This window comes from Amycolatopsis anabasis, from assembly GCF_009765355.1.
Classification (GTDB): domain Bacteria; phylum Actinomycetota; class Actinomycetes; order Mycobacteriales; family Pseudonocardiaceae; genus Amycolatopsis; species Amycolatopsis anabasis.
On the sequence record NZ_VTHK01000119.1, the window covers coordinates 1 to 7,887 of the forward strand.

At 67.4% G+C, this 7,887-nt stretch carries 10 protein-coding genes; 5 read left to right on the forward strand and 5 right to left on the reverse strand.

Features of this window, described 5'->3' with window-relative positions:
- On the reverse strand, positions 1-473 hold a 473-nt coding region (locus FXO23_RS49845; protein ID WP_281356760.1), incomplete at its 3' end, for a PrpF domain-containing protein.
- Entirely contained in the window at positions 470-1,105 is a 636-nt protein-coding gene (locus FXO23_RS49850) for an isocitrate lyase/PEP mutase family protein (RefSeq protein WP_158896131.1), read from the reverse strand. The genes FXO23_RS49845 and FXO23_RS49850, both read right to left, overlap by 4 nt.
- A gap of 16 nt (positions 1,106-1,121) precedes the next feature.
- Between FXO23_RS49850 and FXO23_RS49855 the strand changes: the two genes are divergently transcribed.
- Entirely contained in the window at positions 1,122-1,658 is a 537-nt protein-coding gene (locus tag FXO23_RS49855) for a TetR/AcrR family transcriptional regulator (protein WP_246258632.1), read from the forward strand.
- A gap of 317 nt (positions 1,659-1,975) precedes the next feature.
- On the forward strand, positions 1,976-2,419 hold the full coding sequence (locus FXO23_RS49860; RefSeq protein ID WP_158896133.1) for a hypothetical protein: 444 nt from the start codon (positions 1,976-1,978) through the stop codon (positions 2,417-2,419).
- Between the two features lie 334 nt (positions 2,420-2,753).
- Here FXO23_RS49860 and FXO23_RS49865 read toward each other — a convergent pair whose 3' ends face one another.
- Positions 2,754-2,915, reverse strand: coding sequence for a hypothetical protein (locus FXO23_RS49865; RefSeq protein WP_158896135.1), 162 nt, complete (start codon positions 2,913-2,915; stop codon positions 2,754-2,756).
- A 171-nt stretch (positions 2,916-3,086) separates the two neighbouring features.
- Between FXO23_RS49865 and FXO23_RS49870 the strand changes: the two genes are divergently transcribed.
- The gene (locus FXO23_RS49870) at positions 3,087-3,371 is read left to right on the forward strand and encodes a DUF3040 domain-containing protein (RefSeq protein ID WP_158896137.1); all 285 of its coding nucleotides are present in this window, start codon (positions 3,087-3,089) and stop codon (positions 3,369-3,371) included.
- A gap of 14 nt (positions 3,372-3,385) precedes the next feature.
- On the opposite strand, the gene FXO23_RS49875 is transcribed toward FXO23_RS49870, so the two are convergent.
- Together FXO23_RS49875 and FXO23_RS49880 are read right to left on the reverse strand one after the other, a co-directional pair.
- Positions 3,386-4,552, reverse strand: coding sequence for an FAD-dependent monooxygenase (locus FXO23_RS49875; protein ID WP_158896139.1), 1,167 nt, complete (start codon positions 4,550-4,552; stop codon positions 3,386-3,388).
- A gap of 13 nt (positions 4,553-4,565) precedes the next feature.
- Positions 4,566-5,138, reverse strand: coding sequence for a TetR/AcrR family transcriptional regulator (locus tag FXO23_RS49880; protein ID WP_179957095.1), 573 nt, complete (start codon positions 5,136-5,138; stop codon positions 4,566-4,568).
- A 303-nt stretch (positions 5,139-5,441) separates the two neighbouring features.
- Between FXO23_RS49880 and FXO23_RS49885 the strand changes: the two genes are divergently transcribed.
- The gene (locus tag FXO23_RS49885) at positions 5,442-6,137 is read left to right on the forward strand and encodes a hypothetical protein (protein ID WP_158896141.1); all 696 of its coding nucleotides are present in this window, start codon (positions 5,442-5,444) and stop codon (positions 6,135-6,137) included.
- 1,388 nt (positions 6,138-7,525) lie between these two features.
- Positions 7,526-7,660 (forward strand): hypothetical protein, encoded by a 135-nt coding sequence (locus FXO23_RS52460; protein ID WP_281356761.1) that lies wholly within the window; start codon positions 7,526-7,528, stop codon positions 7,658-7,660.
- Positions 7,661-7,887 lie beyond the last annotated feature (227 nt).

Below are 7,887 nucleotides of genomic sequence, written 5' to 3' on the forward strand. Positions count from 1 at the left end.
GGAACTCCCGGGAGCGCGAAGTCGCCGGTCACCTTCGCCTTTCCGTTCTCCACCGGAACCTCGGCGACGAGCAGCGTGCCGGTGTTGGTGTTGTGGATGCGGACCCGGGTGAGGCCGTCCGTCGCGGGCACGAGTCCTTCGTCGATCGCGAACGGGCCGACACCGCTGGAGATGTTGCCGCAGTTGCCGGTGTGGACGACCTGGTCGAGCTCGACATCGACCTGCGCGAACGTGTAGTCGACGTCGGCGTCGTCACGTTCGGAAGGCGCGATGACGGCCACTTTCGAGGTGATCATGCGTGATCCGCCGAGGCCGTCGATCTGCAGCACGTCGGGTGTGCCCATCAAGCGCTTGAGGAGCAGGTCCCGCCGCGGCCCGGGCTCGGGAAGGTCGCGTTCGTGGAAGTACAGGCCTTTGCTGGTACCACCCCGCATCTGCACACACCGGATGGTCGCCTGCTCGCCGCTGGTCATGGTCGGTTCCTTTCGTGCCAGGCGTACCGGTCTTCGCGGGCACGCAGTTCCGGCAGCTCGAGCAGACCGGTGAATTCGTCGAACGTTCCGGGCGGGACGGTCGGGGGAGTGCCGGCCGCGGCGAGGCCGGACAGCACGGTCCGGACACCGGCGGTGGCGGCGAAGAGCGCGGTGACGGGGAAGAGGACGGCGGCGAACCCGAGTTCGGCGATCCGCCGGTAGCTCAGGTTCGGGGTCCGTCCGTCGTCGACCCAGTTGAACACGAGCGGGAGTTCGCCGACCAGCTCACCGGCGATGCGTTCGATGTCCGGTTCGGTCGTCGGCGCCTCGATGAACAACGCGTCCGCCCCGGCTTCCCGGTAGGTCCGGGCCCGCTTGATCGCCTCGTCGATCCCGTCGACGGCGATCGCGTCGGTCCGCGCGACGAGCACCAGGTCGGGGTCGCGGCGCGCGTCGACGGCGGCGCGGATCTTGCCCGCCATCTCGCCCGCGGCGATCAGTTCCTTGCCGCTCAGGTGACCACACCGCTTCGGGCTCACCTGATCCTCCACCTGGATCGCCGCCACGCCCGCCTGTTCGAGGACCGTCACTCCCACCCGGCGCAGGGGCGCCGCCCTGGAGAACGCGATCATTGATGCCACCTGGGAGGTGCTGGTCGAGCGGGGTTACAACGGTTTCACGTTCGAGGCCGTCGCGGCGCACGCCGGGACCAGCAAACCGGTGCTCTACCGGCGCTGGCCGCAACGCGCGGACCTCCTGATCGCCACACTCACCCGGCGCTGGCGTCCGCTCGAGATCCCTGACACCGGCAGCCTGCGCCAGGACGCCCTCACCCTGCTGCGCGCGGTCAACGCCGAGCGGGCCCGCACGGTGATGCTCATACGTATCCAGTTGGCGGACTACTTCCGCGAGACCGGCACCAACTTCAGTGATCTGCGCAGCCGCCTGCGCCTCGCGGACGAGACACCCCCCTTCGCGCAGCTCGTCGACCGCGCCGTCGAGCGCGGCGAGCTTGCCGGGGTGCCGCGGTCCGAACGCGTGGTGAACCTGCCCTTCGACCTGCTGCGCCACGACATGCTGCTGGGCACGGGCGCGGTGCCGGACGAGACGATCGTCGAGATCGTGGACGCGGTGTGGCTGCCCCTGCTCGGCCTGACGCTCCACGGCACGCAGACACGACGCTGAGCGCCCGCAAACGCATCCTCGGCCGGAAGCAAACACCGAACTTCGAACCGTCTCCTGAGGCCACGGTCGGCACGAACGCCGGATCATCCAGCAACGCATCCACAGCCGCCAACTCGGCAGGCAACCTCAGCAACTCAGCTGGGAGCGTCGCCTCCCACAGCGATACCTGACCGCCTACAGTACGGAACACGATGGCCTCGATCCCTTCTCGCCCAAGGGGTCGAGGCCATCCTCCCGCTGACCAGACGCCGCCCAGCGGACCGCCACGCGGCAACTTTTTCAGGTCGAAGTATCTAGTGCCCTGGAAGGCGACAATCGTGTCCTACCGGGGCGATCACACCCTGCGAGAGCCGACCGTTGCGATCACCGCGGCGCAGTACCGCTGCTCTACCCCGCGACCGGAAGGACGGGATTTGACTAGGTGGGACGAGGTATGCAACGACGACTTCGGCCGGGTCGTGGACCAGGCGATCGGACGCGCGCTCAACGAGGTCGCCGCTAAGGCTGGATGCCGACCGCTACGTTGGCACTTCGCGGCATTACGCAACGTACTCGAGGGCTACGCCGAAGATCTGCCGGAGTCCGAGATCGGAAACACTCTGCGGGCGTGGGGCGCACTGCTCGAGCTGGAGCACGTGGCCTGGCCGATGCCCGGCTGCACGGAATACCGCGGAAGCGTCGGGATGCATCGGGTGCTGATTTGGGGCGTAACCGATCGGAAGCGCCGGGACGCAGACCAACCTCCGCCAACGACGGTCTGACCCCAGCACCCCAGGATGGGCGGCACCAGAGGTAGACCGTCGAGCCCTCCGGCGGGGTGGTGCACTCGGTCCAGGTTGGCGTGGTTGTGTTCGCGGGCGGCCCGCAGTATGTGCATCCTGAGCGACGGGTCGACGTGTCCGGCCAACGTCCGTGCGCCCGCGTCGTCGGAGGTCTTGCAGCAGTTGGTGTCCTGACCGGGGTGCTGGCGTCGGTCAGCGATCTGGGCTGCTTGACGCGCGGGGCTCGGTCACGGGGACTTCGATTCGGCCAAGCTGGCGACGTGGGTGGCGGGCTGCTCGTCCTGGTCGGCCTGTATGTCGGCTACTACGGCGTCTACGAGTTGCGGCTGTTCCACGGCGGCGGGGCCGCCTCGACCCCGTCGTCGACGCCGCCGGAACCGTGCAATCCGCGCTCGCGGACTGGATCGGCGCCATCGGAGTCGTCCCCTCCGTGCTCGCGTTCGCCGTTCTCGTCGGGGCAGGCGTGGCCGTGCACCGCATCCGCTCCCGGACCCGCCGATAACCCAAGACCGAGGGTGAGGTCGACTCCGCCGCGGTGACGCGATCCCGCTCCCGCTTTATTGCACTAGGCAACACTTGCATGGTGCGATGTCAGTGAGCGGTCAGCGGGCCGCGGTGACCGTGCGGAAGGCGGTGAGAGTGATCGATGGCACTGCGAGACGAGGAAGAACGCATACTCGCCGAGATCGAACACCAGCTGGCCGAGCAGGAACCCGCGCTCGACCATCGGCTTGACGAGTTGCGGCCGGTGCGGTTTTCCGGCGCGGTTCTGGGCGCCGGGGCGGTGCTGGCCTCGCTCGCTGCCGGGCTAATGTCCATGATCTTCGGTGCTCAGACTGGTTCTCCGCTGTTCATCGTGGTCGGCGTGCTGCTGGCCACGGTGGTGCCGACCGGTGTGCTCTGGCGCGCGTGGATCCGGCGGCTGCGCTGACCGCGTTGCCGGTATCAGGCGTGGCTCGGGTTCTTGATGAGGGTGGTGGATTTGCCCGCCACGGTCGCGGCGACGTAGCGATCGATCCAGGGCAGGCGCGCCAGGCGCAGGGCCGCGCGGCGTATCCGCAGTTGCAGTGTGGACTCGGGCAGGAACCAGCGGGCGCTGGCGCGGCCGATCTTCTGCTTGTCTTCCACCACCGGACGCCAAAGCTCTTCGTACCGGGCCAGTGCCTGATCGATCGATTGCTCCCGGGTCAGCTGGTCGGCCAGCAGGTACGCGCCCCCGATGCCCAGCGAGGCGCCTTGACCGGCGAGCAGGGAGACCGCGTGGCAGGCGTCCCCGAGCAGCACGACGCGTCCCTTGCTCCAGCGGGGCATTTCGATCTGCGCGACCTGGTCGTAGTAGATCTCCGGTGCCGGTGGGCACTGGTCGAGCGCGCGGGGCACCACCCAGCCCAGCTCGCCATAGACCTGGCGCACGGCCGCCCGGGCGTCGTCGGGTAATGCCGGGTCCAGCGTGCGGTGCAGGGCGAAGGAGGCGACGCGACCGTCGCGCAGGGCGTAGAAACCCATCTGCTTGCCCGCGGTGTCGGTGAGGCAGGCCCGGGTCCCGACCGCGGCGTTGATGTCCGGGGCGTCGAAGGAGAAGGCGGCGGTGTGAAATCCGAGGTAGCGGAAGAACCGCGACTCCTCCCCGAACACCAGCCGGCGGACGGTCGAGTGGATGCCGTCGGCGCCGACGAGCAGATCCGCCTCCAGAGTCGCCCCGTCGAGCGCGACCCGGACCGTGCCGCCGTGTTCGGTCACCGCGACCGGACCGGCCCCGAACCGCAGCTCGACTCGCGGTGGCAGCGCCTCGCGCAGTACGCGCTCGAGGTCGGGCCGCATGATGTTGAGCAGGGGCCCGCTGGCGAACTGCGTGGGCCGCACCCGGGTCCGCCGGCGACCGTGCTCGTCGAGCAGGCTCGCCTCATCGACGTGATAGGCGACTTCCTCGATCGCGGGGAGCAGGCCCATCGCCTCGACCGCGTCGTAGCCCGGCCCGAAGAAGTCGATCATGTATCCCTGCGACCGGGGGCCGGGTGCCCGCTCCAGCAGCACGACGTCGCCGCCGAGCGTCGATATCCGGTTCGCCAGGGTCAGCCCGGTGATTCCCGCCCCGCAGATCACTACTCTCATCGAGGAACCTCCCTCACTGTGCCTCGTTGACCAGCCTGCGCAGGACGGCTTTCACCGGACCGGATGCCCGGCCGGTGCCCAGTCCGCGATGCAGGAGCAGGCCGTCGAGCGCGGCCGTCAGGACGGCGGCGGTCTCATCCGGCGCGGGCACCCTGTGCTCGCCCAGCCAACGGCTGAACCGCTGCCGGAATCCGTCGACCAGTTCGCCGATCTGCTCGCGCAGCTGCTCGTCCCGCCCGGCCGCCAGGTACGCCTCGATGGACAGCAGCGACATCGGGTCGGCCCCGGTGTACTGGTCGATCGACGCGAACATCGCGTCGATCGCATCGGCCGGGGTGGCCGCGGTGTCCAGGACAGTGTCCACTTCGGACAGTATCTGTCGCATGAGGCCGACCACGGCCTCGCGCAGCAACACCGGCATGGACGGGAAGTGGTAGTGCACCACGCTCGGCGTTACGCCCGCGCGTTCGGCCAGGATCCGCGTGCTCACCGCTGTCCAGCCGCGCTCGGGGATGAGTTCGGCCGCCGCGGCCAGCAGCCGTTGCCGCACTTCGTGTCCGCGCGCCGCCGCTGGAGTGGTCGCCATGTTCCCTTCCCGTAGGGCGGATGCCCTGATCGAACGTCCTGTACGACTGCCCTGATCGTACGGCGAGGCCACGTTGAGCGCAAACGTCGGGCACGACGCTCGGTCACGCGAACACTTCATCGACTGAACCGGTGCTCCGAGACGCCTGCGGTATGCCAGTTCGGGTGCCGTTCTTGCGCGTGGCACGAACTTCGCGCTCAGCCGGTACGCGGAATGGCGCGGCCCGGTAATGCGTGCGGCTCGCTGCGTGGTGACCGTTACGGCCGTTTTGTCCCGGTCGCGTGTCGAGTACCCTGACACGCCGTGCGGGATCACTTTGCGGTGCATCGCTGGGAGCGGGACGAGCCGCGCTTGGTGCTGCTCGCAGCGCCCCCGGCTACCGGCGACGGGGCCGGGGTGCGAGGCCGCGTTGCCGCCTATCAGCACCTGCTGGCGTGGACGGGCCCGGTGATGATCTCGCCGGAGTGGCTGCGCCTGACCGTGGCCGCGATCGGTTGGGTCCGGGACATCACCGATGCGCAGTACACGCGTTTGCTGAGCGAGTTGACCGCGCAACTCCACGGGCAGACGTATCCGCCGCTGGAGTTGGGGCTGGCACATCTGGGGCACTCCGCGGTGTCGTTGAACGTGCAGGACGTGGTGCCGGTGGTCGAGTGGGCCGTAGCCGCCGAAGCCGCAGCCCGGCAGGTGCTCGGCTCGTCGGTCGAAGTGTTCGACTGGCCGCGCTTCGGGATCGCCTACGCGCGGGGTATGGCCACCCGGTCGGATCTGCTACCGCGGATTGTGGCCGCGAACCAGTCCCCCGAGCTGCGTGACTCTGTCGCGGTGTGGCCGGTTGAGCGGCTGCTCGTCGCCGAGCTGTGCCAGGATGCCCGACGCCGCGCCTACCGATGGACCGTTCGCGACACGATCCCGATCGCCACACAGCACAAGGCCGTCGGGTCAGTCAACGTCACGCCGGGCGTGAACGCACGGCAGACGGGTATTTCCGCCGAATAGTCGCGCTGGCGTGTTTCGATGGTGCGGAGCAGTCGGCTGAGCAACCGCTCGGGCATCGACCCGACGCAGGACGGATCAACGCCTATTCTTGATCTACTCGGGCCGGTAGCCCGGTTTCCGGCATCGGCGCGTGGGGTCGAGGCAGTGCGGATTCCAGCCATCTCCTTGGTTTGATACCGCGTGCCGGTGCTGTCCACCGCTCCAGTCGGAGCAATCTCCGGGTTGTCGTCGAGCGCTACGCGCATCCGGTCGATGACGCTTTTCAGTGGCTGAGAGGGTTCGGACGCCACAACAACGTCCGCCGTCGCTGCCTCGACACTGTACCGGCTGTGCGACGAGGTTTCCCGATGGCGGCCTCACCTGGCGGGGTAATCGCTCGGCACTCCCGGCGTTCTCTCGCCGATGAACCACGGCGCTGAACACGACTTGTCGTTTGTTGCGGAGGGATGATGTCGAACGAGCGAGAACGCGGGGTACTGGATGCGAGCGAAAAACGGATTCATGCCATCGTGAGGGACGACAATCTCAGTACGAAAGTGATAATCAGGATCACCAGCAGGAAAACGGCAGCCGTCGTGTATAGCCAGTGCGTTGCCGATCGATACCCGCTTCCGCTCGCGGCGAAGGCTCGCACCAACTCTGGATCGTCGGCCACGGTAGTGATCGATCGAATTGAGAGCTCGGTCCACGGCTTTCATGAACGACTTCAAGCGCACGACAAGAATTCCGCAGGATCGCACATCTATCCTGCCACCAGGAGTGCGATGGCTTGGTTTGATCAAGTCCACCCCCATTCGGGTGGTGGATGGCAGTAAAATAGTTAACCCCTTGGAGGTGCAATGCGAGGCAAGGCTCACGCGTACACGTTCGCGCTGGCGGCATCTACCCTTGCAGGGCTCGCGCTGACAGCGGCACCGGCCGCCGCTTCCCCACTTGCGTCAGCGGCGGCTGCGCCACGGCAAGCGCCCAGCTCTTCGGATCTGTCGCACGTTCGCGCGCGTTGCGGCGGATATCTCGACTTCTATGGCACGAACGTCAACATTCGAGAATACCCTCGCCTCAACGCGCGGATCCGGGGAACCGGGAACCCCTATGATTGCTGGGCGCAGGACTACGAGACCAACGGCGACAGGGCATGGTGTCCAATTACCAACACGTATATCGACCGATGGTCACACGGATACAACGTCCGCACATTCGTTTTCGGTTTTGTCAATTGGTGCTACCTCGGAGTCCCGGGATAAGGCTCGTTGGCCTAGGCGGTGCCTGACCATGCCGCCATGTCCAATTGATCATGACCTGGTTCCGGATTTGGCCTCTGCTTCGGGCGCACCGTCCTGCGGTTGGTCGCCTCATCTACGACCCGGGGCTTGGTGCCAGCGATCCTCGTGAGCGACACGGTCAAGGTCGCGAGTCGTGATCTCGAAAGCCGAATCTTTCCGGGGTCGCGGGCGGAACTGCTGCATCGCCTGGCGCTGTACCGCCTCGCCCGCTACCGGCAGGAACGCCTGACCAATGCGTGAGACGCGGCTCCTCGTGGGTGCAGTGGTTGCAGTGCGCCGATGGTTCCCGCGCGGTATCGGGCGTTCGGTGGCACGGCCCCAAACGGCTTGGGGCGGTGAGTTCCGCTGTCGGCGCGAGCGCGTCAGGTTGCGCGACGATTACGGCGGCGTGTCAGCACTGGCCTAGATCTTTGTCCTATGCAAACCTTGCGGGGTGCGCAGAATGATGTCCGTTTCGGTCGAGACAG